Source organism: Achromobacter sp. ESBL13 (assembly GCF_036668755.1).
Taxonomy (GTDB): Bacteria; Pseudomonadota; Gammaproteobacteria; order Burkholderiales; family Burkholderiaceae_B; genus Achromobacter.
The window spans coordinates 1,816,961-1,843,726 of the sequence record NZ_JAZEVT010000001.1 but is presented as its reverse complement, the minus strand read 5'-3'; the positions used below and the strand labels follow the sequence as shown (position 1 = coordinate 1,843,726).

The window sequence follows — 26,766 nt, the reverse complement described above, 5'->3', positions numbered from 1 at the left end:
TTTTCATCCCGTATTCCATGCCCCCATGACCCGTAAAAGCCTGCTTATCTCCGCCTTGGTCTTCATCGCCTTCATCCTGCTGACCGCGTTGTTCTGGCGGCAGCAGTTTGCGCATAACCCGCTTTCGCTGCGCAGCATGATCGAAGACCCGGTGGGCAATGACGCGCATGTGTATGGCGAGTCGCCGCGTCAGGACGCCTTGGCGCAGCGCGCCTTGCTGGCCGATGCCCAGCGCGGCAATCCCGACGCGCAATACGTGCAGGCGATGATCCTGGAACAGACGGATATGAAAGCCGCACTGCACTGGTACGAAGCGGCCGCCGCGCAAGGCCTGGAGGCGGCCATCGAACGCTTGCAGCAGCTGCGCGGCGACGCGGCGCCTCGGTAGATAGCAGTGGATACGCCCCGCGCGACGCGACCTGAAGCCGCATCCACCAGCGTGGGGCATGAGGCGGGCGTAGACGACCACGCAGCCGTCGGCGCGGGCCAGTCAGCGTATCCCCAGGCTGACGTCTCGCGCGCCCGCTTCATAGCGGGGCCGCTCGGGCCGCATGTGCTTGAAATGGTGTTGACCGGCTGGGCCAGCATGCTGGCCGTCTTCGCTGTGGAATTCCTGTCGCTGTTGTATCTGGGCACCTTGCACGACGAAGCGGTAATGGGCGCGGTGGGCTTTGGATCGATGACGCAGTTCACGATCACGTCCGTGTGCATCGGCGTCACCGTGGGCGGCGCCGCGCTGGTGTCGCGCGCACTGGGCGCGGGCAATGCGCCGCGCGCGCGCACGTTGGCCGGTGCGTCGCTCATCTTGATGGCAGGGTCCGCGCTGGCGGCCGGTGTCCTCTTTTTGGCGGCAATCGGCCCGTTCACGGCGGCGATCAAGCTGGCGCCCGACATGCGCGAACACCTGTTGTCCTACGTGCTGATCACGACGCCGTTCGCAGTGGTGATGGGCATCGGCATGATGTTGTCCAACCTGCTGCGCGCATCGGGGCGCGGCAGGCAGTCCATGTGGGTGCTGTTGGCGGGGACGACGACGGTGGCGGTGCTGGATCCCATCGTCATCTTCGTGCTGGATGGCGGCATGCAAGGCATTGCGTGGGCGGGCGGGGTGGGGCGCATGGCCACCGTGGCGTTGGGCGGCTGGTTGGTGTTCGGCAAGCATCGCCTGGTGGCGTGGCCTGTACGGGCCGCACTGCTTGGCGACCTGGCCGCCATAGGCAGGATCGCGCTGCCGGCCGCATTGACCGCGCTGGCGACGCCAGCGGCCGTGATCTTCACCGTGTCGACCTACGCCACGTTCGGCCCCAGCGTCATGGCGGGGGCGACGGTGGTCGACCGCGTGCTGCAACTGGCTTATTCGCTTTACTTCGTGCTGCCCGGCGCGATAGGCCCCATTCTTGGACAGAACCTGGGCGCGTGCCAATGGGACCGTGTCAGGCAGGCGGTAAGCCTGACGTCGCGCTGGGCTGTGTTGTATGGCCTGGGTGCGGCGACCTTGCTGGCGCTGGCCGCGCCGTGGGTGGCCGACCTGTTCCGCATGACGGGGCCGGGGCGTGACCTGGTGATTTTCTTTTGCCGCTACGGCAGCTTCGCCTGGGCAGTAAACAGCCTGTTCTTCGTGGCGGTCGCCGTGTTCAACAACCTGGGGTACGCCACGTATTCGACGATGATCGGTTGGCTGCGGTCCACGGTAGGCACGATGCCGTTTGTGTGGCTGGGCGCGCACTATGGTGGCGCCGAGGGCGTGCTGCTGGGACAGACGCTGGGCTTTGCGGTGTTCAGCCTGATTGCGATGGCGGTCTGCCTGCGCGTGTTGCGCGCGCCGCCGGTTGACCAGAATCAGTCGCGCGCGGCCTGACGTCAGGCGGGGCGGCAAGGCGACGCAAAAACATCACTGCGCCGCGTTCGATTTCGGCGGCCGGTCGCGGTACGATCCGGGCTGACTTGGATTTTTCAGGAATACCATGCGTCTGCGTTCTTCACGCCCTCGAATCGATTCCCCTGGCCTGTCGCGCCTGGTGTTGGCAGCCGCCATCATCGCCGCCGTGGGCACCGCCCACGCGCAATCGCCCGCATCCGCCACGGGCTCGCGCGCGCAGAGTGCACCCGCGCCCGCCCAGCCGCAGCCCACGCTGACGCCCAAGCGCAGCTTTGACGACGTTGTTGCCGAGCAGGAAGCCGCAAAGGCAGGCACCGCAACGCCCGCGCCGGCCGCCGCGTCGTCGTCGGCGCCCGCTGCCGCTCCGACTGCCGCTGCTGCCCCAGCCGCTGCTGCCCCAGCCGCCGCGGCTCCGGCCGCTGCTGCCCCAGCCGCCGCTGCTGCTCCAGCCGCTACCGGCACACCCGCCACCACTGCCACGCCTGCGGGCGCCGCCGCCGCGCCGACGGTCATCATTCCGACCGAGCTGGACACGAAGGCGTGTATCGCCAAGTTGCGCAAGGGTGCCACCGCCAATGGCCTGACCGTGGCGGATTGGGATAAATACACAGCCAGCGCCAAGCTCCTGCCCACTACCGTTGCGTCCGCCAAGGGCCAGCCCGAAGGGCGCGAAAGCTGGTGGGACTACATCGCCAAGACCGTGGACGACGAGCGCGTCAATGACGGCCTGGCGGTGATGAAGAAAGTGGGCCCGCAACTGGGCACCATCAGCCAGCAATACCAGGTGGACCCCGCCACGCTGGTGGCGATTTTTGGTATTGAAACCAACTACGGCCGGCAGATTGGCAAGACCGACGTGCTGAATGCCTGGTTGACGCGTGCCTGCACGGAAAACAAAACGCTGTGGGAAAAAAACGCCTACGCCTCGGTGCGCCTGCTGCGTGACGGCACGGTTCCGGCGGACAGCTTCGTGGGTTCCTGGAGCGGCGCTTTCGGCATGACGCAGTTCATTCCGACGTCCTTCTACGAACTGGCCGCCGATGGCGATGGCGACGGCCGCATCGATCTTTACAATTCGCTGCCTGACGCGCTGGCGTCTACCGCCAACCACCTGCGCAAGCGCCGCGCCAAGTGGACGCATGGGCTGCCGGCCGTGGTAGAAGTGCGCGTGCCGGCCGAATTGGCCGCCGCCATCCCGCCCGAACCGGACGCGGAATACGTGGGCTCGCAAGACCGCCGCACGATTGCCCAGTGGGCGCAGGCCGGCTTGAAGCAGGGTGATGGGTCGGTGCTGAAGCTGCCGTCGGGCAATGACGAGCAAGCCTATCTGTTCGCGCCCACCGGCGCCAAGGGGCCGGTGTTTCTGGCTACGGTGAACTTTGACGCCATCCTGCATTACAACCAGTCGCGCCGTTATGGGTTGGCGGTGTCGTTGCTGCTGAACCGCTTGCAGGGCCGCCCGGGCATCATCGCGGCGTGGCCGACGGATGACCCCGGCCTGTCGCGCGCCGAGATCAAGCAGTTGCAGGAAGAGCTGTACGGCCGTGGCTACGACGTGGGCGAGGCGGACGGCATACCCGGCGCCAAGACCCGCGACGCGGTGCGCGCCGAACAGGAACGCCGCAACCTGCCGCAAGATGGCCGGGTGGGCAAACGCATTCTGGATGCGCTGAAGGCTGACAAGCCCGACGCCCTGCGCGCGCGGCCGGCGAAGTAAGCCCGCCGTACCGGGGCGGCTACTGTCATGCGTCGCCTTGCGCCGCTATGATGTAGCCGCCCCGTTTTCTTTTCGACCGTCATGCCGCATGCCGCATTTCCTGACGTTTTCCTGACACCTCGCTTGCGCGCCGAGCGCATGCGTCAGTCGCACCTGCCGTTCATCACGCAGATGCATGCCAATGCGGACGTGATGGCCACAATGGGCGGTACGCGCGACGCCGCCGCCAGCCGGTTGTACTTGGCGCAAAACGTGGCCCATTGGCTGGACCATGGCTACGGCATGTATGTGCTGCAAACGCGGGAGCATGGCGCGTTGGCAGGGCGCGCCGGCCTGAAGTTCACGGTTACCGATGAAGGCGGCGCCATTGAGCTTGCCTATGCGTTCGACCCGGATTGCTGGGGCCGGGGTTACGCCGTCGAGATCTCAACGGCGCTGGTCGGGTTGGGTTTCAGGCTGCTGCCGGTGGACACGTTGTGCGCGGCCGCGATCCGATCCAACACGGCATCGCGCCGGGTGTTGGAGAAGATCGGCATGCGCCTGCTTGGCGATGTGGAGGCGGCAGCTGACAACGCCAACGCCAACAACGCCAACAACGCCAACAACGCCAACAACGCCAACAACGCCAACAACGCCAACAACGCCAACAACGCCAACAACGCCAACGCCAACAAGGCCGACAACGCCGTCGCCAACGCCAAGCCCGACTCCAACGCCAAGGTCCGCTACGAGATTCACCGCGGGCAATGGCGCGACCAGCAAGACGTGGCCGACGCGAATGCAGCGTTGCCGTCGCGTTAACATCCGGCCATGAGCCCCCGCCTACCGACCCCTCCCGACGACGATCCTATCCCTGTCCCGCCGGAACCGCCCGCGCCGGATGAATGCTGCAACAGCGGCTGCATCCCCTGCGTGTACGACCGGTATGACGAAGCCATGGACAACTATCGCCAGGCCCTGAAAGCCTGGCGTAGCCGTCATGAGGCGCTCAGCCCGCCAGCTTCATGTGAATGATGGGGAAGGGGCGGCCGGCGTCATCGTGCGCCGAGCGCCCGGTGTCGACGAAGCCGTAGTGCTTGTAGAAGCCATGCGCCTGCGGGTTTTGTTCATTGACGTCCACCAGCAGCGTGCCGTGCAGCGAGCGGGCAAAGTTCAGCAGGCGGCGGCCCGCGCCCTTGCCGCGCTTGCTGGCATCCACGAACAGCATGTCGACCTTGTTGCCCGTCAGCCCCATGAAGCCGGCGATGTCGCCGTCTTCATCTTCGCAGACCCACACCCGCACTGACGGGAGGTAAGTGTTGAGGATCTGCGGGTACATCCCCTGGATTTCTTTTTCGGTCAGGAAGGAATGCGTGGCGCGCACCGAACGGAGCCAGATGTCCGCCAGGGCCAGGTCGTCGCCGTGATTGCGTTCTCGGATATTCATTTCTTATTGGTCTTTACAGCCCTGAGCGGTACAGCTCGGTCGCAGCCAGGACGGTTTCCATTTGCACAGTATGCGCGAAGATAAAGCGGTCGCCGTAGACGGTTTCATCCGGAAACTCGGAAATCAGCGCCAGCGGCAGTTCTTCGCGGTCGGTCTCGGTGATCTGTACGGGAATGCCGTTCATGACATCGAACCCTGTTTCGAGTGCATGCGCATGAAACAGTTCCAATTGCCGCGCATTGAATTCCACCAGCCCCGGCACGTTGCGGGCCAGGCGCGCGGTAACGCCTTCTATCAGGCGGTGCGCGCGCTCGCCCCAACCCGGGTGATGGCGCAGCACCAGGAAGAAGCCCTTGGGGATCGTCCACAGTTCAAAGTTGCGGGGCAGGTAGCCCGATAGCGGCCGGGTCCATTCGTGCGCGGGGTAGCCGTGCAGGTTGATGTGCAATTGCGCGCCGCTGATGGCATGCGCCTGATGGCGGCCGTCGCGTTCGAAGAATGGAGCATGCTCGCGGTAGGCGATATCGTCGCCCAGCGCGCTGTAGCGCGAGGCGTGCAGCATGTGGCGCGGGTGGTGTTCGCGCAGGCGGTTGAACAGCGCGTAGCCGTCGGGGTTTTCCGAGGCAATCAGCGCGAAGTGCGCGTCGCCGCGTTCGGCCAGCGCCTGGGTGGCGCGCAACGCGCCGACGACGCCCGAGGTTTCATTGGCATGCTGCGCGCCCGAAATGAAGACGGCGGGGCCCGGGCCACGGACATACGTCCCCAGCACGGGTCTGCCTTGGCGCGATACCGCCTGGAACGTGTCGCCGCCAAAAGCCGCCATACAGCCGGCGATCTGGCCCGCCGTCAGCGGCTCGCGGCATTGCGCCAAGGGGGCGTCGGTCAGCACGGGCGTGACGGCTGCAACATGCGCGAACGGCTCTAGCGAAATCTGCACGCGTGCCGCGCCGTCGTGGCGGCGGATGTCGGGAATGATCTGGCCCGGTTGCAGACCGCGGTCGCCGGACGGGCGGCCCGAATGATGTTGAAAATGTTCCAGCAACGTGAAGTAAACGTCCTCGTGCAACGCCTCGAACGTGCTGACGATTTCTTCATCCACCGGCAGCGCGAAGTCCATGCCGGGCAGGTCCACGCGGATTTCCAGGCGGTCGAAATACGGTTCATGCGCGCCCCAGGGGTGGTTGCGCACCGTGTCCACGATGCTGCGGAACACCTGCTGGTATTCAGTCGATTGCGCGCCATTGGTTTGCACCACGCCGTCGGCGTCCTGCACGCGCAGCCAGCCGGTAGGCGAGAGTTCGGGCGTGCCATCCTGGGCCGCGCCCACGACGTTGGGGGCGAACACGCGTGCGTCGACCTGGCGGCCGTCGGCGTAGGTCAGGGTGACGTCGTAATGCAAGTCGTTGGCGCCGGCCTGCATGACGACGCGCACGCCGTCCAGCAGCGCAACAAGCGGATACGCTTCCAGCGTGAAGCGCTTGGCCTGCGCGTGTTCGTGCAGCGGGTAGCGCACCAGCGCGGACACCAGGCCCTCGCGCTGGACGTCTTCCAGAAAGAAATGCAGCAGCGGTTTGTACGCGCTGCGAAAGCGCGCGGTGACGCCGGCCTGCGCCAGCCGGGCCTGCGCCGCGCGGCGGGCTTCCACGCCTTCGAAGAGCCAGCCTTCCACGACCGCGCCGCGCCAGGCGGGCGCCAGGTAGGCATGGGTCCAGGCGTCCAGCGTGCGGTCAAATGTTTTATCAAGCAAAGACATGCTTTGTGTTCCTTCGGGGTTCTGGCGGCATCCTGCAAATTCACAAATGCCCCTTGCGGGGCATTTGGTCTTTTACACCTTTCCGGTCGGGTCCAGGCGGTCGCGCAGCCAATCGCCCAGGAGGTTCAGGCCCAACACGGTCAGCATGATCGCCACCCCGGGAAAGACGCTGACCCACCACGCCGTCTGCATATACGTGCGGCCATCGGCCAGCATGCCGCCCCAGCTGGGAATCATCGGGTCCACGCCCAAGCCCAGGAAGGTCAGGCTGCTTTCCAGCAGGATGTTGTTGGCCACGTTCAAGGTCATCAGGATCACCAGCGGGCCCAGCAGGTTGGGCACGATGTGGTGGCGGATCATGGCCAGGTCACGTACGCCGAACGCGCGGGCGGCCAACACGAATTCGCGTTCACGCAGCGCCAGCACCTGGGCGCGCACCAGCCGCGCATACTGCACCCACTGCGACACGATCATGAAAAAGATCACGTTGAACAGGCCGCCGCCCAGGATGGCGATGAACGTGATGGCCACCAGGATGAACGGCAGCGCCAATTGCACGTCGGCAAAGCGCATGACGATCATGTCCCAGAAGCCGCGGTAATAACCGGCGATCAGGCCCATGACGATGCCCAGCAACGCGCCGCCGATCACGGACGCAAAGCCCACCATCAGCGAGATCTTGCCGCCGACGATGACACGCGCCAGCACGTCGCGGCCCAGCGGGTCGGTGCCGAAGGGATGCGCGGCCGACGTGAAGGGCGCCATCAGGCGGGCGGCCAGGTCCATGGATTCGCCGCCATCGGGAAACAGCCAGCCCGACGTCAGCACCAACAGGATCATCACGCCGGTCAGCAACGCGCCCAGCACGAATTCCAGCGAACGATAGCGGCTGCGCGGCTTGATGGGGGCGGGCGCGGCGGCGGTGGAGGAGGTTGTCTGCATAAGGCTCAGCGCGTGCGGATACGGGGGTCGACGATGCCGTAGGCGATGTCGACGATCAGGTTGACCAGGACAATGACGGCAGCCAGCACGGTGACCGTGCCTTGCAGCACCGGGTAGTCGCGGCCTGAAATGGCGTCGAACGCCAGCGTGCCCAGGCCCGGCCAATTGAAGACCATTTCAATGACGACGATGCCGCCGATCAGGCCGCCAAATTGCAGCCCCAGATACGTAATGAGCGGAATCGCGCAATTGCGCAGCGCATGCTTGTACAGCACCACGCGTTCCTTCAGGCCCTTGCTGCGCGCCACCATGATGTATTGCGCCGACAGCGTTTCAAGCATGGTCGTGCGCACCAGGCGGATGTTGGTGGCGCTAAGGATGATGGCCATCGTCAGCGACGGCAGCACCAGGCTGGCCGGCCCGCTCCAGCCCGAAGGCGGCAACAGCGGAAAGGTTATCGACAGCAGCAGCACCAGCATCAGCGCCAGCCAGAAGTTCGGAAACGACAGGCCCACCAGCGACAGGATGCGGATGGCTTGGTCCGTGGCCTTGCCGCGTTTGATGGCCGCCTGGATGCCCAGCGGCAGCGAGATCAGAATCGACACGATCAACGACGTAAACGCCAGCATCAGCGTGGCGGGCAGGGCGTCGCCGATCAGCTTGGCGACAGACGTGCCGCCCATGAAGCTGCGGCCGAAATCGCCATGCAGCAGCCCTTGCATGTAAGACAGGTATTGTTCGTGGAAGGGGCGGTTCAGGCCCAGCGCCTGGCGGATGTTGGCCAGGTCTTGTTCGGTGACGCTGCCCGAGCCCTGGCTGAGCATCAGCGCGGGGTCGCCGGTCAGGCGTACGGCATAGGAAACCAGCAATGTCACGGCGACGATCACGAAGACCGCCTGCAACACGCGCTTAATAAGAAATCCGGTCATGAGGCGCCGCCCCGGTTTTCACCGGGGCGGATCAGTGAGTTGATGCTACGAGTCCTGCTTTGGCCTGCCGGCGGGATGCCGCCGGGGCGAAGCGCCTGGCGCTTCGGAGCCGTTACTCCACGCTGGTCTGAAGGAAGCGGAAGCGAATATCGCCGGGCACTTCCAGGTTCTTCACGCGCTTGTTCACGCCCACGATCGTGTTCAGGCTGTACAGCGGCATTTCCAGCGCCTGATCGGCGACGTACGCAGCGATTTCCTGCAACATGGCTTCGCGCTTCTTCACGTCATAGACGGTGCGTTGCGCTTCCAGCATGCCGTTCAGCTTGGCGTCATTGTCGTACGGGTTCCATTTCTGGCCCGTGTGATACATCAGGTATGCGGTGTTGTCGTAGTCGTACGTCCAGCCGCCCCATTGGTTCTGCCACATCTCGCCCGTCTTGCCGCCCGGGATGATGTCGTTAAGCAGCACGCCGGTTTCATACGGCTTGATGGTGGCGCGCACGCCCACGCCTTGCAGGTAGCCGGACACGGCCTGGGCCACTTCGCGGAAGTTCGAATCGCTGCCGCGCACGTCGATCTGCACGGTGGCGCCCGGCTTCACGCCGGCTGCGGCCAGCAGCTTCTTGGCTTCGGCGGGGTTGAAGGGCAGCGGCTTTTGCTCGGGGTTGTAGCCGAACGATTGCGGGCCCTGGAAGCTGGCAATGACCTTGGCCTGGCCCAGCAGCAGCTGCTTGACGATGGCCTCGCGGTCCACCGCCATGATCAGGGCGCGGCGCACGTCACGGTTCTGCGTGATGCCGCCGGTGGTCTTGTAGCGCAGGGCAAAGGCAACCGGGCCGCCCGTCGAGATAACGTCGGCGTTGCCCGACTTCTTCACCGTTTCGATCAGGCCCAGCGGGATCAGCGTGGCGATGTCGATGCGGCCGGCTTGCAGTTCGGCCACTTGCGTGCCGGGTTCGCTGATGAAGCGGTACACGACCTTGTCCAGCTTGGGCTTGCCGCCCCAGTAGTCGTCGTTGCGCGCCAAGGTCACGTTGACCTTGGGCTGATAGCTTTCAAACTTGAACGGGCCGGTGCCGACCGGGTTCGTGTTGAAGTAGTCCTCGCCCTTTTCCTTGATGTACTTGGGCGGCACGATCATGGCGCCGTAGCCGGCCAGCTTGGTCAAGAGCACGGGGTCCGGCTGCTTCAGGATGAAGTCGACGGTGTAGTCGTCCACCACCTTGATTTCACCGATGGAATCGTAGTTGGACTTTTGCGGGCCCTTGGCGCCTTCCGCGCCCAGCAGGCGTTCAAACGTGAACTTCACGGCTTCGGCGTTGAAGGGTTCGCCGTTATGGAACTTGACGCCTTCGCGCAGCTTGAAGCGCAGGCGCTTGTTGTCGTCCAGGTATTCCCAGCTGGTGGCCAGGCCCGGTTGCAGTTTCAGGTCGGCGCCGCGCATGGTCAGGCCGTCGTACAGGTTGCCGCCCACCGAGCCCCAGAACGTCACGAAGGTGTCGATGGGATCCCAGCTGCCCGGGTCCTGGTTGATGGCTACGCTGAGCGTGCCGGCGGCATGCGCGGTCGAGAAGACGGCGGGCATCGCGCCGCCCAACGCCAGGGTCAGGGCGGTGGCGGTGAAGGTGGTGCGTAGGAATTGCATGTTCGCTCCAGGGACGGGAACTCGGATCACACCGAGGAAAAAAAGGGGGGCTGAGGCTAGGCCGCGCGGGCCACCTGGTGGCCGGGCGCGAATTCAGTCAGCGGAATAATGGCCGGTTCGTCGCCGACGCGGCGTACCGGGCTGGGGATTTCACCTTCAATCAGCGACGTGTCGATGTGGCGGCCGGGTTCGGCCACCGGCACGGCGGCCAGCAGCTTGCGGGTGTACGCGTGCTGCGGCGATTCAAAGATCTGCCGGCGCGTGCCTAGTTCCACTATCTGGCCCAGGTACAGCACCGCGACGCGATGGCTGACTTTTTCCACCACCGCCATGTCGTGCGTGATGAACAGGTACGACAGGCCGCGGTCCTTTTGCAGATCCATCAGCAGGTTCAGGATCTGCGCCTGGATGGACACGTCCAGCGCCGACACGGATTCGTCGGCAATGATCAGCTTGGGGTTGCTGGCCAGGGCGCGCGCGATGCACACGCGCTGACGCTGGCCGCCCGAGAATTCATGCGGATAGCGCTTGGCGTGCTCGGGCTTCAAGCCCACCTGTTCCAGCAGTTCGCCCACGCGCCGCGCGATGGCGTCTTCGCCATGCAGCAGCCCGTGCGTGCGGATGGGTTCGGCAATGCTGAAGGCCACCGTCTTGCGCGGGTCCAGCGATGCGTAGGGGTCCTGGAAGATGTACTGGATTTCCTGGCGCAGACGCTGGCGGCCGGCGGCGTCCATCGAAAAAATGTCCTGGCCGTTGTAGCGCACCGCGCCCGAGGTGGGCGCCACCAGCTGCTGCAAGGTCTTGCCGATGGTGGATTTGCCGCTGCCGGACTCGCCCACCAGCGCCAGCGTTTCGCCGGGATAGACGTCAAAGCTGACCTCTTCCACGGCATGCACGCGGTGTGTCACGCGGCCGAACAGATCGTGGCCGACGTCAAAACGCGTCGTCAGCTTTTCCACGCGCAGCACGGGTGCGTCGTACGTGGCGGTGTCTTGTTCGCGGGTTTCGCCCACTTCGCGCAGGCTGTCGCCTTCCAGCACGGTTTGCGGCGTGCGCAGGGGCAGGTCGCGGCCCGTCAGGCTGCCCAGGCGCGGCACGGCGGCCAGCAGCGCGCGCGTGTACGGGTGCTTGGGTGCGTTGAAGATCCGGTCGACGGTGCCTTGCTCGACCTTCTTGCCGCGCAGCATCACGACCACGTCGTCGGCCATCTCGGCCACCACGCCCATGTCGTGCGTGATGAAGATGACGGCGGTGCCCAGGTCGCGCTGCAATTCGCGGATGGTGTTCAGGATCTGCGCCTGGATGGTGACATCCAGCGCGGTGGTGGGCTCGTCGGCGATCAGCAGGCGTGGCTGGCACGACAGCGCCATGGCGATCATCACGCGCTGGCGCATGCCACCCGACAGTTGGTGGGGATAACGGTCGAGCAGCTGCTCGGCATCCGGTAGGCGCACCTTGTCCAGCAGCTTGCGCGCGGACGCGCGCGCGGCCGAGCGCGACAACTGCTGGTGCAGCATGATGGCTTCAACGATCTGGTCGCCGATGGTGAACACGGGGTTCAACGATGTCATCGGTTCCTGGAAGATCATCGCGATGTCGTTGCCGCGAATGGCGCGCATCTGCTCGTCCGTGGCGCGGGTCAGATCGGTCTCGCGGCCGTTGTCGTCGCGAAACAGGATCTGGCCGGTGGCGATGCGCCCGTTCGAGTAGTCCGTCAGCCGCATGATGGCCATGGACGTCACGGACTTGCCCGAACCGGACTCACCGACAATCGCCAGCGTGCGGCCGGGCTGGACGTCAAAGTCCAGGCCATCGACGGCGCGAAACACGCCGTTGTCGGTATTGAAGTCAACCGATACGCCGCGCACGGACAGCAGCGGGGCGGATGAAGATGCGGTGGTGCTAGACAACGTGGATTCTCACAGCGAGGTGGCGGCGCGGGCGGCCTGGTCGTACAGGCCCGACAGGGCGCGCAGGGTGTTGGCCAACTGGTGGCTGGCCTCGTTTGCCGCGGGCGAGTCGATGAAGGACTTGACCAGGCACTGCTCGCGCACTTCGGCGTAGCGCGCAATGGCGGCGGCGCCGGCGTCGGTGGTGGTGTAGATCACTTCCTTGCCGGTCTTGGCGCTTTGCACGACACCCAGCCGCTCAAGTTTCTTTAGCGAATAGTTCACCAGATGCGTGTCTTCGACGTTCAAGGTGAAGCAAATGTCGGCCAGCTTCTTGCCGCGTCCACGGTGATACACGTGGTTCAGCACCAGGATGTCCAGCGAAGTCAGATCAGGCAGGCCGGCGCAGGCCATGCAGCGCACCATCCAGCGGTTGAACGCGTGCGACGCGATGATCAAGCCGAACTCCACCTCGGATAACTGCGGGGCGGACGTGGCCAGATGAGCGGAAGAAACGATGGCGTCCCGGATGGAAGCAGACATGGCAGGTGTAAAGGGACGGATCGATGACAAAACGTTGGCGAATTATTGACGATTTGTTGTTATGCAGGCATTCGGGATAACCCTGGGTAATAAGGGACGCCTTTCGTGTGGGCCTGCGCTTCGCGGTTGCCCTGGCGTAGCGTCCAGCCGCCATCGTCGGCGCACGATAAATAGTGCGTGGGGTTGAGCCGGTCCAGAAACACCGCATCGTGCGAGACCACGACCAGCGCGCCCGGGTAATGCGTCAACGCGTCCTCCAGCGCCTGCGCGGACGCCATGTCCAGGTGGTTCGTGGGTTCGTCCAGCAGCAGCAATTGCGCGGGCTGCCTGCGCCACAACGCGCAGGCCAGCGCGGCCTTGATGCGTTCGCCGCCGCTTAAAGTGGCTGCGGGCGCCTGGACCTGCGCTGCGCCCAGGCCGAGCAGGGCCAGCCGGCTGCGCAATTCGCCCGGTGACAGCGGCGTGCCCTGCGCTTCCAGGGTTTGCAATAGCGACGCGTTCGCGGGCAGTGCATTCGCGCGCAATGCGTGTGCAGGCGATGCGTGTGCAGGCAATGCGTTGGCAGCCTGGTCCAGCATCGCGGTGGGCACCCGCACATCGCAGCGGCCGGCACGTGCCGTAAGCACACCGGCCAGCATCGCCAGCAGCGTGCTTTTGCCACAGCCGTTGGGGCCTTGGATGGCCAGCCGGAACGGGCCGTCCAAGGTCAAGCTAAGCGGTTTGGCGTGGGACGGCCAAGGCGGCAGGGCGGCCTCCAGATGGAGAACGCGCCGCCCGGCCGGCACCGTGGTGTCGGGCAAGGCCAGCGCAATGTCCGCTGCCGTGGGCGCCCGGGATACGGCCTGTCTGACGGCGTCGTCCAAGGCGGCGGCGGCTTCTTGACGGCGCAGGCGGTCACGTCCGGCGTGCGCTTGTGCGCTGGCCTTTTTGCCGCCCAGCAGCACGGCGGCCTGATTGGTTTCGCGGGCGTTGCGGCTGTTGCGCGCGGTGCGTTGTTGCTGGGCATCGTGCTGTTGCCGGAGCGCACGCAGGCCCGTGGCCCTTTCATGGCGGGCATGCGCCAGGGCGGCGAGCGCGGCGGCGTCCTGCCTGTCGCGTTGCGCGCGCCAGGCGCTGTAGTTGCCGGTGTGGCCGCGAAGGGCCGCGTTGTCCAGTTCGACGATGCTGTCCATGGCGTCCAGCAGGCGGCGGTCGTGGCTGACCACGATCAGCGCACCCCGCCAGGCATGGATTTTTTTTGTCAGCCAATCGCGCGCGCGGGCATCCAGGTGGTTGGTGGGTTCGTCCAGCAACAGGCCGTCGGCGCCTTGCAGGAAAGCGCCCGCCAACGCCACGCGGGTCAACTCGCCGCCACTTGCCGCGCGGGCGGGATGCGCAGGCTGCCAGTCCGGCAGGGCGGCGTCGGCAAGCATGCGCGCCCAGTCTTGATGGATCAGCCAATGGCCGTCGGCCAAGTCAAAGTCTGCCCGGTCGGTGCTGCCCGCTTCGATATTGGCCAAGGCGCGAAACACCGGGCCCAGGCCCGCAACATCCGCCAGCGTGGCGTTATCGGGCCAGGCTGGCGTCTGAGCAACATAGGCCAGCCGCCCGTGGCGCACAATGCGGCCGGACTGCGGCGGCAGGGCGCCCAACATGACGCGCAGCAGCACCGATTTGCCCGCGCCATTGCGCCCGATGACGCCATGACGGACGGACGCGAAGTCGTAATTAACGTCGTTCAGCAGCACGCGGCCGTCGGGCAGGGCGATGCTGACATGTTGCAAGCCAAGGAACAGGGACGCGGAATGCGGCAAGGGTTGCGCCGGGGGCGGCGCGCTGGATGACCGGGCCATGGATAGCTCTCCGAAATAATGAACGCTTTGCGCGGCAGCGGCCATAGGGCACGGACTGCTGAGCAAAGGGAAATCAAAGGGAGTGCTTAAAGAATCATGGCCTTGCGGGTCTCCGGGATAGTGCGAGCGGCACTGGCGTTCGAACCGCATCGTACGCGAAAGTTCCCGCCGAAGCCCACTGACGTAGCCCCCGTCAGGTCTCCAACAGCCGCAGGTCCGGCGGTCGGTTTTCAATGATGGCTTCCATGCTGAAGAAGCCTGTCACGGTGGACAGTTCAAAGTCCGTGATCAGCTTTTGGTAGAAGCGGTCGTAGCCCGCCATGCCGCGGCAAACCACTTTGATCAGGTAGTCCCAATCGCCACCGATGCGATAGAACTCGGTCACTTCCGGAAGGCGTTCGACGTGTTGGCGAAAACCGTCGGCCCAGGCCTTGGCGTGGTGGCTGGTTCGGATCATGACGAATACCGTCAGGTCCAGCCCCAGGGCAACCAGGCTGACCTCTGCGCGGGTGCCCCGAATGATGCCGCAGGCGTTCAAGCGCTGTAGCCGGCGCCAGCACGCGTTCTGCGACAGGCCGACCCGGTCGGCCAGCTCGCGCTGGGACAGGGAGCCGTCTTTTTGCAGGCAAGCAATGATGCTGAGATCAAGCTTGTCTATTTTCCCAATTGGTTCGTTCATATGACCCAATATCCATCCATTTATGCAAAATAACGGTGATGTTTGTTGTTGGCTTCCATCGTATGATATTTCGCATAAATTGGAAGACTCATCATGACAACGCTTAACGCCACGGCCACGGCCGGGGCCATAAACACCGAAAGCCCCTTGCAGCAGTTTCAAGACAGCCTGGCATTCCCAGACATCGCGGCCCGGCTTGCCGATGGGCTGATCGGCAAAGACGCGTTCATTGACGGCCCGTTCGGCCGCAAGCCCCTGGTCTATGCCGACTACGTGGCGTCGGGACGCGCGCTGATGCAGGTCGAGCGCTTCGTCATGGAACAAGTGCTTCCGTATTACGCCAATTCACACACCGAAGCCTCGTATTGCGGCGGCTTCATTACCCGCTTGCGCCGCGAGGCCCGCGCCGCCATCGCGCGTTGCTGCGGCGCGACCGAGGCCCATGCCGTGATCTTTGCCGGGTCCGGCGCCACGGCGGGCATCAACCGGCTGGTGCATTTGTTTGGCGTGCACGCGGCGGTGGCGGCAGGCAAGCCGGTCCGGGTCATCATCGGCCCGTACGAACATCATTCCAACATCTTGCCGTGGCGCGAATGCGGCGCGCAGATCGTGGAAGTTGCCGAGGCCGCCGAGGGCGGGCCTGACCTGACCGCGCTGGACGCGGCGCTAGACGCGCCCGACGGCACGTTGTTGATCTGCGCGTTGTCGGCCGCGTCGAACGTGACCGGCATCGTGACGGATGTGGCCGGCATCACCCGGCGCGTCAAGCAGGCAGGCGCCAAGCTGTTGTGGGACTACGCGGGCGGCGCGCCCTACCTGCCTATCCGTATATCGCCGGCGCCGGACGCGCACATCGACGCCATCGTGTTCTCGCCGCATAAGTTCATTGGCGGGCCGGGCGCCTCCGGCGTGCTGATCGTTCGCCGCGATGCGGTGATCGACGCCAAACCGACCTGGCCGGGCGGCGGCACCGTCAAGTTCGTGTCGCCCGAAGGCCATGACTACAGCGCCAGCCTGGAATCGCGCGAAGAAGCGGGCACGCCGAACGTGGTGGGCGACATCCGCGCCGCGTTGGTGCTGCTGGTCAAGGAAGCGCTGGGCGCCGACTTCATGCGCGAGCGCAACGCGCATTTCGTGCAGCGCGCACTTGCCGCCTGGCAAGGCGCCGAACAACTGGAACTATTGGGTTCGCTGACGGCCGAGCGCTTGCCGATCTTCTCGTTCCGCGTACGCGACGGCAAGGGCGGCTATGTGCACCAGCAATTGGTGACGCGCATGTTAAGCGACCGTTTCGGCATCCAGGCGCGCGGCGGTTGCGCCTGCGCGGGGCCGTACGTGCATCGGCTGCTTGATATCGGGCCTGCGCAGTCGCGGCAGATGCGGCAAGCCATCCTGGATGGCCGCGAAATTGAAAAGCCCGGCTTCATCCGCCTGAACTTCAGCGTGTTGCTGCCCGACGCCAAAGCGGACTTCATCCTGGATTCCGTGCTGGCCCTGGCCGCCGACGCCACGCAGTTCGAATCGCGTTACGGCTTTGATCCCAGCCGCGCGATCTTCTACCCGCAAAGCGTCGAAATGGAAATGACGATCTGAGCGACCGGCAAGGCGGTGGGGGCAATGAGAACAACGGGTCAATGGGCCTATCGCCAACCGGTTGGCCCCGGGGCCCCCGCTTGCGGTCAGTCCTTCATCTGGCGGCCGCAGGTACGGACCCAGGCCGCCTTGGCGTCGGCCAACTCGTCCGACGCGCGAGTCAGGTCGCGCGCGACCGCCTCTGAGAATGTGGTGCCGTTGCGGCGGCACGCTTCGAAATCATCAACCAGCGCATAGCGCGCATCCAGCAAGTCCAGCCGACCCTGGCATAGCTCGCGGTTCAATTGCAGGTTGTCGGCGGCCTCGCGCGTGCGCTGCACATCCTGCGCGCGCTTGATCGTACGCAGCTGCTCGTCGACGCGCGACACGCACGCGTCGTCCGCGTGCGCGGACCAGGCAGCGCATGCCGTCATGATGAAAAAAACGGCCAGGGGCCGGCGGTGGTTTGCTGCCATGCGAAAAGCCTTCGTGTGGTGTGCATCATAACTGGTGCGAAAAAGCCCTGCGGCATGGTGCGCCGCACGCCTGCCACTGCATGGAAAACCAGTATGGTGAATCGGCCGAACGCGTCTACCATCAATCACCGCATCACTGACCGTTCATGTTTTCAAAATGACCCGACCCGCAACGGGATCGGGCGCCTTCTTGGCTGCTGTTCTGTTTTATCAACACGTACGTTGGAGATGAAAGAGAATGACGACACCCCTCATCACGGTCGACCTGGACCAGTCCCCTTACGAAAACAAGCAGATCCATAACCGGTGGCACCCCGATATCCCCATGGCTGTCTGGGTCAAGCCGGGCGATGACTTCGTGCTGGAAACCTATGACTGGACTGGCGGAGCCATCAAGAACGATGACAGCGCCGACGACGTGCGCGATGTGGACCTGTCCACCGTGCACTTTCTGTCGGGGCCAGTGGGCGTCGAAGGCGCGCAGCCCGGTGACCTGCTGGTGGTTGACCTGCTGGATATCGGCGCCAAGCCCGACAGTCTGTGGGGGTTCAACGGTTTTTTCAGTCGCAATAACGGCGGCGGTTTCCTGACCGAGCATTTCCCGCACGCGCAAAAATCCATCTGGGATTTTCACGGCATGTTCACGTCGTCGCGCCATATTCCCGGCGTGAATTTCGCCGGCCTGATCCATCCCGGACTGATCGGTTGCCTGCCCGACAAGAAGCTGCTGCAAACGTGGAACCGGCGCGAACAGGCGCTGATCGACACCAACCCCAACCGCGTACCGCCGCTGGCCAATCCGCCCGCGCCCAAGACGGCCCACATGGGCGCCTTGCAAGGAGCCGACCGGGAGCGCGCGGCAGCCGAAGGCGCACGCACGGTGCCGCCTCGCGAGCACGGCGGCAACTGCGACATCAAGGATCTGTCGCGCGGCGCGCGCGTGTTCTTTCCGGTGTACGTTGACGGCGGCGGCTTGTCGGTCGGCGATCTGCATTTTTCGCAAGGCGATGGCGAAATTACGTTTTGCGGCGCAATCGAAATGGCGGGCTGGGTGCACATGCGCGTGTCGCTCATCAAGGGCGGCATGGAAAAGTACGCCATCAAGAATCCCATCTTCAAGCCCAGCCCCATCACGCCCGCGTACAAGGACTACCTGATCTTCGAAGGCATCTCGGTGGACGAAGAGGGCAAGCAGCACTACCTGGACGTAAACGTGGCGTATCGGCAGGCGTGCCTGAACGCCATCGAATACCTGAAGAAATTTGGCTATTCCGGCGCCCAGGCCTATTCGATTCTGGGCTGCGCGCCCGTGCAAGGCCACATCAGCGGCGTGGTCGACATCCCCAATTCCTGCGCCACGCTGTGGCTGCCCACCGAGATCTTTGACTTCGATATCCAGCCGTCGGCATCCGGGCCGATCAAACATATAAAAGGCGGGGTGGACATGCCGCTGTCACGCGATCGCTAGGAGAACCGCCATGCCCATGTATGACTATTCCTGCGGCGGATGCGGCGACTTTGCCGCGTTGCGGCCGCTGGCGCAATGGCGCGAACCGGCCGCCTGCCCGCAGTGCGGCACCTTGTCCGCGCGCATCATCGGCGGCGCGCCTGCCATCTCGGCCTTGTCGTCAGCCGTGAACCGGGCGCGCGCGGTCAATGAACGCAGCGCCAACGAGCCGCGCAGCTCGCGCGCGGGCCATGGCATGAACTGCGGCTGTTGCTCGGGCGGACGCGCGTCCGGCAAGACGCGCACCAGCAGCGCCGACGGGGCAAAATCATTCGCGGGCGCCAGGCCCTGGATGATCAGCCACTAGCCTACCGGGCGAGGTCAGGGCGCGTCGTCCTGCGGCGCGTCCTTGTCCATGCCCTGCATGTTTTCCAGCAGCTTCAGCAGATAGTGCAGGGTGTGGCTCAGATCGCCGACCGAGAAGTCGGCCAGCGCGTCTTCGTAGTAATCATGGATGCGCGGAATGGCGTCGTGCACCCACACTTTGCGACCGGATTGCGTCATCGTGACCAAGCGCGAGCGCCGGTCGCGCCCATCCGGTGCACTGCCGATATGGCCGTCGCGCTCCATCCGGCCAAGCAAACCCGACAGGCTCTGGCGACTGACCATCAGGTAGCGCGCCAAGTCGCCCACGCTCATGCCGTCGGCCGCTTCCGGCCGCGATAACGCGCCCAATACGGCCCATTGCTGCGTGGTCAGCCCCAGATGTTCAACGGCGCGGCTGCCCGTTTTGTGCAGCATGTTGGCGCATTGGTAAAGCCGAAAAAACAAGCGATTGGCTAACTCCATTCGGGCTATTTCTGTGTTTTTGTTAGGGTTTTTCATAAGCTTGGTACCGTGTTTCGCAACTTGATGCGGCGTCGCCAAGCCTCTAATATACGTCAACATGTTTACGTATATGGGCTTGGCCTGATTCGTTGGCAAGGATACCAAGCCTGCAATCCACGCAGAGGAAATCATGCAAAGACTGGCAGGCAAGACGGCCGTGGTGACAGGCGGCGGTGGGGGTATAGGGGACGCGACCTGCGCGCGTTTCGCCAGGGAAGGCGCCGCCGTGGCCGTGCTGGACTTGAACGAAGAGCATGCGCGGCGGGTAGCCGAAAAAATCGAAGCGGCCGGTGGGCGCGCGTTGGCCATCGCTTGTGACATTACTCAGCGCCACGAGGTGGACGCGGCCATTGCCGAAACGGAAACCGTGCTGGGCCCCATCGACATCCTGGTCAACAACGCCGGGTGGGACGTGTTCAAGCCATTCACCAAGACGGAACCCGCGCAATGGGAGCGGCTGATCGCCATCAACCTGGTGGGCGCCTTGCATCTGCACCACGCCGTGCTGCCCGGCATGGCGGCGCGCAAGGCCGGGCGCATCGTCAACATCGCGTCGGACGCGGCGCGTGTCGGCTCTTCGGGCGAAGCGGTGTACGCGGCGTGCAAGGGCGGTCTGGTGGCGTTTTCCAAGACCATCGCCCGCGAGCACGCGCGGCATGGCATCACGGTCAATGTGGTGTGCCCGGGTCCGACCGACACCGCGCTGTTCGCTGATTACAAGGAAGGCGCCGGCAATCCCGAAAAATTGCTGGAGGCCTTTACCCGCGCCATCCCCCTGGGGCGAATCGGCCAGCCGGACGACCTGCCCGGTGCGATCCTGTTCTTTGCCAGCGACGATGCCGCCTACATCACCGGGCAGGTGTTGAGCGTGTCGGGCGGTTTGACGATGAACGGCTGAAGGCCGGCGACACCGCTTTCGCATGCCCCTTAAGGACCCAGAATGAACTACGAAGATATTCTCTACGACGTGCGCGATGGCGCCGCCTGGATCACGATCAACCGGCCCGAAAAGATGAACGCGTTTCGCGGCCGCACTTGCGACGAACTCATTCACGCCATCAACCGCGCCGGCTACGCGCCCGACATCGGCGTCATCGTGCTGGCGGGCGCGGGGGACAAGGCCTTCTGCACCGGCGGCGATCAATCCGCGCATGCCGGGCAATACGACGGCCGGGGCACCATCGGCCTGCCCATGGAAGAACTGCACAGCGCCATCCGCGACGTGCCCAAGCCGGTGATCGCGCGCGTCCAGGGCTACGCCATCGGGGGCGGCAACGTGCTGTGCACCATTTGCGACTTCACCATCGCGTCCGATAAAGCCGTGTTCGGCCAGGTGGGGCCCAAGGTCGGGTCGGTGGACCCGGGGTACGGCACCGCGTACCTGGCGCGCGTCGTGGGCGAAAAGAAGGCGCGCGAGATCTGGTACCTGTGCCGCCGCTATCCGGCGGTGGAAGCCTTGGCCATGGGCCTGGTCAACGCCGTCGTACCGCACGAGCAACTGGACGACGAAGTGGCCAGCTGGTGCGCCGAGATCATGGAGAAAAGCCCCACGGCCATCGCCATCGCCAAGCGCTCGTTCAATATGGACACCGCGCACCAGGCCGGCATCGCCGGCATGGGCATGTACGCGTTGAAACTCTATTACGACACCGAGGAATCCCGCGAAGGCGTGCGCGCGTTCCAGGAAAAGCGCAAACCGGATTTCCGCCGCTACGCGAAATAACCGAGACTGCGCCGCAACGATCGGCGCGCCGGAGGAGACAACATGAATCCGTACATCGACGAAGACCTGACCGTCTTGGCCGAGCACGCGGGGCGATTTGCAGCCGGGCGCGTGGCGCCGGGCTACCTGGAGCGCGACCGGACCCGTGTGCTGGATCGCGCCCTGATGCGCGAAATGGGGCAGCTGGGATTCATCGCGCCCGAGTTGCCCGAGGACTGCGGCGGACAGGGCCTGGGTTGCATGGCGGCCGGCGTCATCCATGAGCAGATCGCTCGCGCCGACTTGAGCTTTTCCTACGTCAATCTGCTTGCCTCGTTGAATGGGCAGATCCTGGCGCAACATGGTCAACGCGAGGTCGCCGCGCCGTGGCTGAGCCGGCTGACGCAGGGCGACGCGCTGCTGTCCATTGCCTTGACCGAGCCGCGCGGCGGTTCGGACGCGGCCAACCTGCGGCTGCGGGTCGAGCGCGTGGACGGGCACTACGTGCTTAACGGTGAAAAAACCTCCATATCCGCCGCCGATCAAGCCGACGCCGCCATCGTGTTTGGCCGCAGCGGCACCGTGGAATCGGGCGCGCATGGCGTGACGGCCTTGCTGGTGCCGATGGACTTGCCCGGCATCACGCGCAACCGCTTCGACTGCCACGGGCAGCGCGCCATCGGACGGGGCTCGCTATTCTTCGAGAACGTGCGGGTGCCGGCGGATCATCGGCTGGGGCAAGAGGGCCACGGCTTTGTCCAGGTCATGCAGGGCTTTGATTATTCGCGCGCACTGATCGGGCTTCAGGTGCTGGCGGTGGCGCGCGCGGCGCTGGACGAGGCGTGGGCGTATGCGGCCCAGCGCGAGGCGTTCGGCAAGCCGTTGACCGCATTCCAGGGCGTGTCGCATCCGCTGGCCGAGGCTGAAACCCAGCTTGAGGCTGCGCGCCTGCTGTGCCTGCAGACGTTGTGGCTGAAGGACCGCAACCTGCCGCATGGCACGCAAGCCGCCATGTGCAAATGGTGGGCGCCCAAGCTGGCGTACGACGTGGTCCATCAATGCCTGCTGACGTTCGGCCATGGCGGTTACGACCACGGCTTGATGGAGCAACGGCTGCGCGATGTGCTGGGATTCCAGATCGGCGACGGCACCGCGCAAATCATGAAGATCATCATCGCTCGCGAGCGCGCGGGTCGACGCGCCGTTCCCGCTTGAGACGGCATCGCTTTCTTTGCAACCCTTCTGGGAGAGGCATCCATGGAATTTGACGCCGTATTGATCGCGCCGCGCCGGGCGTTGAGTATCGCCAGCGGTTGGTGGCCGGACGTGACCATCAACGACCTGCTGGACCAGCGCGTGGCGGCGCATCCCGACAAGATTGCATTGACGGCCGTGCAGTCCGACGCCGGCACGCAGCGCGCGTTCTCGTATCGCGAGCTGGCTGCGCTGGCGGACCGGGCGGCCGTGGGGCTGGCGCGTCTGGGCGTGGGGCGTGGCGATGTGGTGGCGTGCCAGTTACCCAACGGCTGGGAATTCGTCGTCACGTATCTGGCGTGCTCGCGCATTGGCGCGGTGATGAATCCGCTGATGCATATTTTTCGGCAACGCGAACTGTCGTTCATGCTGCGCCATGGCGAAGCCCGCGTGTTGATCGTGCCGCATCGGTTTCGGGGCTTTGACTACCCGGACATGGTGGCCGGCTTGCGGGCGGATCTGCCCGCGTTAAAGCATGTGATCGTGGCGGGTAGCGACGGGCCCCAGGGTTTCCACACGCTGCTCGTGGGCCCCGAATGGGAACGCGAGCCGGATGCGCACCGCATCCTGACCCAAACCCGCCCCGGCCCGGACGACGTCACCCAGCTGATGTACACGTCTGGCACCACGGGCGAGCCCAAGGGCGTCATGCACACCGCCAACACCTGCCTGTCCAACATCGCCGCCTACGCCGAACGGCTGCGCCTGGGGGCCGATGACGTGGTGCTGATGGGCTCGCCCATGGCGCACCAGACCGGCTTCATGTATGGCCTGATGATGCCGTTCTATCTGGGCGCCAGCGCCGTCACGCTGGATATCTGGAATGCCGAGAAGGCCGTCGCGCTGATGCGCGAAATGGGCGTCACGTTCAGCATGGCATCGACGCCCTTCCTGACGGATATCGCGCGCCAGGTGGCGCAGTCGGGCTTGACGGTGCCCACGCTGCGCGTCTTTCTTTGCGCGGGCGCGCCGATCCCCGGCCCGCTTGTCGAACAGGCGACTCGCGCGCTCGGCGCGAAAATCATCTCGGCCTGGGGGATGACGGAAAACGGCGCGGTGACGTTGACGTTGCTGGACGATGACGACACGCGCGCGTGCACCACCGACGGCAAGCCCCTGCCCGGCGTTGAAATCAAAGTAACGGACACCTCGGGCGCGACCTTGCCCGCCTGCGTCGAAGGCCAGCTTTGGCTTCGGTCATGTTCCAATTTCGGCGGCTACTTGAAGCGGCCGCGGTTGAACGCGACGGATGCCGACGGGTGGTTCGATACGGGCGACATGGCCCGCATCGACGCCGACGGCTATCTGCGCATTACGGGGCGCAGCAAGGACGTCATCATCCGAGGCGGCGAGAACATCCCGGTGGTTGAGATCGAGTCGCTGCTGTATCGGCATCCCGCCGTGGAAATGGCCGCCATCGCGGCGTATCCCGATGCCCGCCTGGGTGAACGCGCGTGCGCGGTGGTAACGCTAAAGCCCGGGCAGGCGTTGACCTTGCCGGACCTGGTGCAGTTTCTGACGGGCTTCGGCGTGACCAGGCAATACATACCCGAGCGGCTTGAGGTGCTGGATCAACTGCCCGCCACGCCCACGGGCAAGGTCCAGAAATTCAAGCTGCGCGAGATGCTGCGCGCAAACCTGGGCGAGGGGCAGGACGGGACGCCGGGGTAGGCGGACGTCGGATATCAGGTCTGATATCACATGGGGGCGGGGCGTACTGGCCGAAACAACCCGGCTCAGGCTGGCGCGGCTTCCAGCGGCGCCACCGCCGCGCCCTGGATCTTGTGGCGCGCCAGCGCGTCGGCCACAAACCCGGCCTTCTTCATCGCTTCCACGTAGGCCGCCAGATAAGCACTGGCCTTGTCGCCCCGGCTTTTGGGCACGCCCATGGCTTGGCGGATCAACATGAAATGGCCGTCCAGCAGCCGCAGGCCACCCAGGCGCGCGGCGTCGGCTTGCAACTGCTGCTTGACGCCTGCGGCCACTTCCAGGTTTTCCTTCATGAAGGTATCGACGACGGCGGGCGAGGTCGGCGCGCGGAAGATCTCGGCGTGCTTCAGTTCGCGCGTCAGGTACAGGTCGTAGGCGCTGCCTTTGCCCACCACCACGCGCACGCCCTGGCTGTCGACCTGGTCCATCGCGGTAACCGGCGAATCGTCGCGCACCAGGTAGGCGCCTTCGATCACGACGTAGGGGGCGGTAAAGGCGATTTGCGCGCCGCGCAACGGGTCGATGGCGAAAAATCCCACGTCCGCCTGTTCAGCCGCCACGGCGTTGACCGATTCGCCGGCCGATTTGAACACCACCAAATCCAGCTTGACGTCCAGGCGGCGCGCCAGTTCCGTGGCCAGGTCCACCGACACGCCGACCGGCTGGCCGGTGGCCGGGTCGGTGTTGGCCAGTATGGGATTGCCCAGGTTGATGGACGCGCGCAGCGTACCGGTGGGGGCGAATGCGGAAAGCAGCTCGTGGTCGGTCTTCATGGCTTCCTTGATCGGTATGCGCCGCGCCGTCAGGGTGCGGCGGTTCGCCCTCAAGAATAGCTGGATCGGCGGCGCCTGTGCGCGGCCGGGTCGGCGCCGGCATGAAGCCCGAGCCGCGCTTTATTGTGCGCGGCGCAGCACGTAGTGCGGGGCTAGCGGGCCGGTGGGGCGGGTGCCGTCGCGGTACAGCATCGTCACCTGGTTCTCGGCGACGAAGTAGCGTTGGCTGTCGCCGGCGGCGTCCAGGCGGATGGTGCTACCGTCCGACTCCCAACTGAATGTGCCGGTCACGATTTCGGGTTGCGGCTCGCGATCCAGGTACTGGGTCTGGCGTTCGTAGCGGTCGCCCTTGAGTAGCGTCAAGCGCGTCTTGATGCCGGGGCAATCCGCGCAGGGCAGGGTGCCTTCGTAGCTGCCCGGCCAGTCCAGGGCATTGCGGGCGGTGTGGTTATCGGCGGGCGTATCGCGCGCGTCGTGCGACTTGAACGGCGCGCAGCCGGCAAGCAAGGCCAGGCTCAGGGTGCAGGTCAGGGTGGTCTTCATCATGGCGAGCTCCTGTGGGTAAGTGGTTTGCCGAAAGTCTTGCTGGGAAGTGTCTGGCTTGAAGTGTCTTGCGGGAAGCGTCGTGCTGGATCCACGATACGGACAGTAACGGGAGGGTGCTGAAACGGGATGTAAAGTGCCGCAATCCGTTGCGGGAAAGGCGCATTGCAAGCCTGAACGGCTGGAGTAGACTGCCGGCATCAATCTCCTGACGCGCCATGGATCCTGAACTGCTCAACCTGCTGGTGACCCGCGATATGCCGTTTGGCAAATACAAAGGGCGACTCATCGCTGACCTGCCCGGTCCTTACCTGGCATGGTTTGCGCGCAAGGGTTTTCCGCCTGGCGAGCTTGGGCGCCTGCTGGCACTCATGCATGAGCTGGATCACAACGGCTTGTCGTCGCTGCTGGCGCCGCTGCGTCCTGCGCGGGCCGGGTCTGGGCCCAGAGCGTAGCCCTGGATGTAGCTCAGAACGGCGCCAGAACCGAGCCCGGAGTGGCACAAGGGCCGGCCCCAGAGGTGGCCGCTGGAGGCCCACACAATGCCCGACCGCATGGCCCGGTCGGAAACGGCGCGAAACAACTGTGGGGGCGCTTGTAGCGGTTTGGCACGACGACGGCGCGCACCGGGCGCTACGATAAGCCGGCGCGCCCCGGGCGGCCGCGCATCCGCCATCCGGTCGCCAAGGGCGCTTGCCCATTAAAGAAGAGGTCCCCATGAAGAAATTCTCCGTTCCGGCCGCCATGTTTGCCGCGCTTTGCACGTTGGGCGCCGCCAGCGTGGCGCATGCTCAGTCCATGCAAAGCCCCGCGCCCGCTTCCCAGGAAATGCAGTTTCCCAGCATGCCTTCCAAGGACGGCAGCCAGTCGCCGCCGTCAACCTTGCGCATGACCGTCACGCCCGACCCAAGCGCACTCCCGCCGGTCATGCGCGACACCGAGGAAAGCCGGGCGCAGTACGTGCGTTGCCGCGAAGTGTCCGACCGCGCGGCGGTGTCGAACGCCCAGATGCAGGCCGGCGTTGCCCAGTGCCTGAAAGAACTGGAGCAGCGCCGCCAGCAGCAGTAGGCCGCGGGCAGGGCGCGCTGGCCCCGCTCGGTTTGAACTGCCCGCTGGGAACCGCCACTGAAGCCACTGACGCCCGTCCCTGATATACCGCCTTGGCAA

The 26,766-nt window shown here is 65.0% G+C and carries 27 protein-coding genes; 14 read left to right on the top strand and 13 right to left on the bottom strand.

The window, feature by feature from the left end:
- Window positions 1-25 precede the first annotated feature (25 nt).
- The 5 genes from V6F88_RS08195 (at window position 26) to V6F88_RS08175 (ending at window position 4,610) form a co-directional block, all read left to right on the top strand.
- Window positions 26-388: a sel1 repeat family protein gene (locus tag V6F88_RS08195; protein ID WP_332608790.1), complete on the top strand. Its 363-nt coding sequence runs from the start codon at window positions 26-28 to the stop codon at window positions 386-388.
- Window positions 389-394: 6 nt separating this feature from the next.
- The gene (locus V6F88_RS08190; protein ID WP_332608789.1) at window positions 395-1,858 is read left to right on the top strand and encodes an MATE family efflux transporter; all 1,464 of its coding nucleotides are present in this window, start codon (window positions 395-397) and stop codon (window positions 1,856-1,858) included.
- A 106-nt stretch (window positions 1,859-1,964) separates the two neighbouring features.
- Window positions 1,965-3,596 (top strand): lytic murein transglycosylase, encoded by a 1,632-nt coding sequence (locus V6F88_RS08185; protein WP_332608788.1) that lies wholly within the window; start codon window positions 1,965-1,967, stop codon window positions 3,594-3,596.
- Window positions 3,597-3,677: 81 nt separating this feature from the next.
- Entirely contained in the window at window positions 3,678-4,397 is a 720-nt protein-coding gene (locus V6F88_RS08180) for a GNAT family N-acetyltransferase (protein ID WP_442880225.1), read from the top strand.
- 9 nt (window positions 4,398-4,406) lie between these two features.
- The gene (locus tag V6F88_RS08175; protein WP_332608786.1) at window positions 4,407-4,610 is read left to right on the top strand and encodes an oxidoreductase-like domain-containing protein; all 204 of its coding nucleotides are present in this window, start codon (window positions 4,407-4,409) and stop codon (window positions 4,608-4,610) included.
- On the opposite strand, the gene V6F88_RS08170 is transcribed toward V6F88_RS08175, so the two are convergent.
- The 9 genes from V6F88_RS08170 to V6F88_RS08130 form a co-directional block, all read right to left on the bottom strand.
- On the bottom strand, window positions 4,585-5,022 hold the full coding sequence (locus tag V6F88_RS08170) for an acetyltransferase (protein WP_046806971.1): 438 nt from the start codon (window positions 5,020-5,022) through the stop codon (window positions 4,585-4,587). The genes V6F88_RS08175 and V6F88_RS08170 overlap by 26 nt on opposite strands.
- A 13-nt stretch (window positions 5,023-5,035) precedes the next feature.
- Entirely contained in the window at window positions 5,036-6,775 is a 1,740-nt protein-coding gene (locus tag V6F88_RS08165) for a peptidase M14 (RefSeq protein ID WP_332608785.1), read from the bottom strand.
- A gap of 72 nt (window positions 6,776-6,847) precedes the next feature.
- A complete protein-coding gene (locus V6F88_RS08160) occupies window positions 6,848-7,717 on the bottom strand; it encodes an ABC transporter permease (protein WP_332608784.1) in 870 nt (289 codons plus the stop codon).
- A gap of 5 nt (window positions 7,718-7,722) precedes the next feature.
- On the bottom strand, window positions 7,723-8,646 hold the full coding sequence (locus tag V6F88_RS08155) for an ABC transporter permease (RefSeq protein WP_332608783.1): 924 nt from the start codon (window positions 8,644-8,646) through the stop codon (window positions 7,723-7,725).
- A 112-nt stretch (window positions 8,647-8,758) separates the two neighbouring features.
- Window positions 8,759-10,291, bottom strand: coding sequence for an ABC transporter substrate-binding protein (locus V6F88_RS08150; RefSeq protein WP_332608782.1), 1,533 nt, complete (start codon window positions 10,289-10,291; stop codon window positions 8,759-8,761).
- Between the two features lie 56 nt (window positions 10,292-10,347).
- A complete protein-coding gene (locus V6F88_RS08145; protein WP_332608781.1) occupies window positions 10,348-12,201 on the bottom strand; it encodes an ABC transporter ATP-binding protein in 1,854 nt (617 codons plus the stop codon).
- A gap of 9 nt (window positions 12,202-12,210) precedes the next feature.
- The gene (locus V6F88_RS08140; RefSeq protein WP_332608780.1) at window positions 12,211-12,723 is read right to left on the bottom strand and encodes a winged helix DNA-binding protein; all 513 of its coding nucleotides are present in this window, start codon (window positions 12,721-12,723) and stop codon (window positions 12,211-12,213) included.
- Between the two features lie 59 nt (window positions 12,724-12,782).
- Window positions 12,783-14,555, bottom strand: a complete 1,773-nt coding sequence (locus V6F88_RS08135) for an ABC-F family ATP-binding cassette domain-containing protein (protein ID WP_332608779.1) — start codon at window positions 14,553-14,555, stop codon at window positions 12,783-12,785.
- A gap of 193 nt (window positions 14,556-14,748) precedes the next feature.
- Window positions 14,749-15,234: an Lrp/AsnC family transcriptional regulator gene (locus V6F88_RS08130; RefSeq protein WP_332608778.1), complete on the bottom strand. Its 486-nt coding sequence runs from the start codon at window positions 15,232-15,234 to the stop codon at window positions 14,749-14,751.
- 93 nt (window positions 15,235-15,327) lie between these two features.
- Here V6F88_RS08130 and V6F88_RS08125 point away from each other — a divergent pair, with 93 nt between their 5' ends.
- Window positions 15,328-16,827, top strand: a complete 1,500-nt coding sequence (locus tag V6F88_RS08125) for an aminotransferase class V-fold PLP-dependent enzyme (RefSeq protein WP_332608777.1) — start codon at window positions 15,328-15,330, stop codon at window positions 16,825-16,827.
- A gap of 86 nt (window positions 16,828-16,913) precedes the next feature.
- On the opposite strand, the gene V6F88_RS08120 is transcribed toward V6F88_RS08125, so the two are convergent.
- Window positions 16,914-17,282, bottom strand: a complete 369-nt coding sequence (locus V6F88_RS08120; RefSeq protein ID WP_332608776.1) for a hypothetical protein — start codon at window positions 17,280-17,282, stop codon at window positions 16,914-16,916.
- 238 nt (window positions 17,283-17,520) lie between these two features.
- Between V6F88_RS08120 and fmdA the strand changes: the two genes are divergently transcribed.
- Together fmdA and V6F88_RS08110 are read left to right on the top strand one after the other, a co-directional pair.
- A complete protein-coding gene (gene fmdA / locus V6F88_RS08115) occupies window positions 17,521-18,750 on the top strand; it encodes a formamidase (RefSeq protein WP_332608775.1) in 1,230 nt (409 codons plus the stop codon).
- Window positions 18,751-18,760: 10 nt separating this feature from the next.
- Window positions 18,761-19,096: an FmdB family zinc ribbon protein gene (locus tag V6F88_RS08110; protein ID WP_332608774.1), complete on the top strand. Its 336-nt coding sequence runs from the start codon at window positions 18,761-18,763 to the stop codon at window positions 19,094-19,096.
- 14 nt (window positions 19,097-19,110) lie between these two features.
- On the opposite strand, the gene V6F88_RS08105 is transcribed toward V6F88_RS08110, so the two are convergent.
- Entirely contained in the window at window positions 19,111-19,614 is a 504-nt protein-coding gene (locus tag V6F88_RS08105; RefSeq protein WP_442880223.1) for a MarR family winged helix-turn-helix transcriptional regulator, read from the bottom strand.
- A gap of 133 nt (window positions 19,615-19,747) precedes the next feature.
- Between V6F88_RS08105 and badH the strand changes: the two genes are divergently transcribed.
- Genes badH through aliA form a run of 4 tightly spaced genes read left to right on the top strand, consistent with a single transcriptional unit; the run spans window position 19,748 to window position 24,244 of the window.
- Window positions 19,748-20,515 carry a 2-hydroxycyclohexanecarboxyl-CoA dehydrogenase gene (gene badH, locus V6F88_RS08100; RefSeq protein ID WP_332608772.1) on the top strand — a complete coding sequence of 256 codons (768 nt, stop codon included), beginning with the start codon at window positions 19,748-19,750 and terminating at the stop codon, window positions 20,513-20,515.
- A gap of 42 nt (window positions 20,516-20,557) precedes the next feature.
- The gene (gene badI, locus V6F88_RS08095) at window positions 20,558-21,340 is read left to right on the top strand and encodes a 2-ketocyclohexanecarboxyl-CoA hydrolase (protein WP_332608771.1); all 783 of its coding nucleotides are present in this window, start codon (window positions 20,558-20,560) and stop codon (window positions 21,338-21,340) included.
- 42 nt (window positions 21,341-21,382) lie between these two features.
- Window positions 21,383-22,534, top strand: a complete 1,152-nt coding sequence (aliB, locus tag V6F88_RS08090; RefSeq protein WP_332608770.1) for a cyclohexanecarboxyl-CoA dehydrogenase — start codon at window positions 21,383-21,385, stop codon at window positions 22,532-22,534.
- 42 nt (window positions 22,535-22,576) lie between these two features.
- Window positions 22,577-24,244 (top strand): cyclohexanecarboxylate-CoA ligase, encoded by a 1,668-nt coding sequence (aliA, locus tag V6F88_RS08085; RefSeq protein ID WP_332608769.1) that lies wholly within the window; start codon window positions 22,577-22,579, stop codon window positions 24,242-24,244.
- Window positions 24,245-24,309: 65 nt separating this feature from the next.
- On the opposite strand, the gene V6F88_RS08080 is transcribed toward aliA, so the two are convergent.
- Complete coding sequence (locus tag V6F88_RS08080) at window positions 24,310-25,056, bottom strand: ABC transporter substrate-binding protein (RefSeq protein ID WP_332608768.1); 747 nt, start codon at window positions 25,054-25,056, stop codon at window positions 24,310-24,312.
- 120 nt (window positions 25,057-25,176) lie between these two features.
- Window positions 25,177-25,602, bottom strand: a complete 426-nt coding sequence (locus tag V6F88_RS08075; protein WP_332608767.1) for a copper resistance protein NlpE — start codon at window positions 25,600-25,602, stop codon at window positions 25,177-25,179.
- 215 nt (window positions 25,603-25,817) lie between these two features.
- Between V6F88_RS08075 and V6F88_RS08070 the strand changes: the two genes are divergently transcribed.
- Window positions 25,818-26,054, top strand: a complete 237-nt coding sequence (locus tag V6F88_RS08070) for a DUF3820 family protein (protein ID WP_332608766.1) — start codon at window positions 25,818-25,820, stop codon at window positions 26,052-26,054.
- A 262-nt stretch (window positions 26,055-26,316) separates the two neighbouring features.
- Window positions 26,317-26,667, top strand: coding sequence for a hypothetical protein (locus tag V6F88_RS08065; RefSeq protein ID WP_332608765.1), 351 nt, complete (start codon window positions 26,317-26,319; stop codon window positions 26,665-26,667).
- Window positions 26,668-26,766 lie beyond the last annotated feature (99 nt).